Source organism: Rhodococcus sp. R1101 (assembly GCF_000278445.1).
GTDB classification, from domain to species: Bacteria; Actinomycetota; Actinomycetes; order Mycobacteriales; family Mycobacteriaceae; genus Rhodococcus; species Rhodococcus gordoniae.
Genome location: NZ_AJVB01000667.1, coordinates 1 through 1,675, shown reverse-complemented (window position 1 = coordinate 1,675; position 1,675 = coordinate 1). Strand labels below are relative to the sequence as shown.

The 1,675-nt window shown below is 62.7% G+C and carries 3 protein-coding genes; all 3 read left to right on the top strand.

Annotation, left to right across the window (positions count from 1 at the left end):
- A partial coding sequence (locus R1101_RS0123010; protein WP_016935548.1) for a LuxR C-terminal-related transcriptional regulator occupies positions 1-488 on the top strand: 488 nt, incomplete at its 5' end.
- Between the two features lie 160 nt (positions 489-648).
- A complete protein-coding gene (locus tag R1101_RS28335) occupies positions 649-1,122 on the top strand; it encodes a DUF2871 domain-containing protein (protein WP_016935547.1) in 474 nt (157 codons plus the stop codon).
- The gene (locus tag R1101_RS0123000; RefSeq protein WP_016935546.1) at positions 1,119-1,508 is read left to right on the top strand and encodes a DUF3817 domain-containing protein; all 390 of its coding nucleotides are present in this window, start codon (positions 1,119-1,121) and stop codon (positions 1,506-1,508) included. Before R1101_RS28335 ends, R1101_RS0123000 begins: the two co-directional genes overlap by 4 nt.
- The last annotated feature ends 167 nt before the right edge of the window (positions 1,509-1,675 follow it).

Below are 1,675 nucleotides of genomic sequence, written 5' to 3'. Positions count from 1 at the left end.
TCGACCTCGTTCTCATGGATCTGCGGTTCGGCACCGGACTGAGCGGCGTGGAGGCGACCAGCCGGATCCGGGCTCTACCGAACGCTCCGCGGGTACTGGTGGTGACGAACTACGACACCGATGCCGAGATTCTGCGCGCAATCGAGGCCGGCGCCAGCGGCTATCTCCTCAAGGACACTGCGCCGGCCGAACTCTTCACGGCAATCGTCGCGGCAGCAGGGGGTGCGAGCGCGTTGTCACCGTCGGTGGCCTCGAAACTGATGGCGCAGATGCGTGCGGGCCCGACCCTCACCCCACGTGAGATTCAGGTGTTGGAGGCTGTGGCCGCAGGGTTCTCCAACCGAGAGATAGCGCGTCGGATGTTCCTCAGCGAGGGCACGGTGAAGACGCACCTAACGAACACTTTCGGCAAACTGGGTGTGCGATCCCGGACCGCAGCTGTGGCACAGGCACGGGCGCGGGGGATCATCGACGGCACCATCGACTAGATCTACCGCTCGGTCCGATAGTCGGGTGCTGTCTCTGTCCGTATCGGCTGCGTGTGTCGCCCGTGTGGCTCCGGACTGCGCTGCTTCACGCGGTCTCTATCGAAAGTCGTAGATGAATCTCACCGTTCGTTCGATGTGCCACAGCGTGTAGTCCGGTCGGATGGAAGGTATGAAGATACTTGTCAATTCCGCGTTCGGGTACGCCGTCGCGGGTCTGGTGTCGGGCCTGTACTACCGGGAGCTGACCAAGGCCCAGGACTTCGACGGGCCGACTCAACTGTCCATCGTGCACACCCATTTCCTGGTTCTCGGGGTGCTGTTCCTGCTGATTGTTGCCATTTTCGAGCGCCTGTTGGTGCTCTCGGCCAGCCCGCTCTACCGCTGGTTCACCGTCACCTTTCACGCCGGCCTGATCCTCACGGTGGCGATGCAGCTCGTCCACGGGACCATGCAGGTCTTCGGTAAGGATGCGTCGGCCGCGATTTCGGGAATCGCCGGGATCGGTCATGTCCTGCTGACCGTCGCCTTCGTCGTCTTCTTCCTCGCACTTCGAAGCGCAGTCGCGCGCACACCACAACATCGCGACGTTCACCAGATAGCAGACACATCAACGAATGCGGAGGAAGTGGCATGAGTGACCTGCCTCAACGACCGACGGCGACGTCGGATGCCCGCATTCTGGTGCGGGCGTTCCGTATCGTGGCGACGCTGGAAGCAGTGACCTGGTTCGGGTTGCTGATCGGCATGTACTTCAAGTGGATAGCCGAGAGCACCGAGGTCGGCGTCCGCATCTTCGGATCCCTGCACGGGGCGGTGTTCGTGACATTCGTCGTGCTCTCGATCGCAATGTACGTCCGGCTCGGATGGCGCCTGCGGACCCTACTGTTGGCGCTGGTTTCTTCTCTGCCGCCGTTCGCCACGATCGCGTTCGAGGTGTGGGCTGCCCGTACCGGGCGCTTCGTCCCGGGCGCGGACCGCTACTCCGACTTTCCGTCTCACTATCCGACGTCGGTGCGATGAACGCATTCCGGTCGAGTTTGGATGCCCTGATATGACATCACGCTTTATGAACACTCTCTTCGGATCACGGCGTCGGGCCGGCATCGTCGTGCTGCTGTGGATCGTCCTCGCGGGCGCCCTCGCAAGCATCGCGCCGGCCCTGGAGGACGTCGAAAACAACGCGGGAG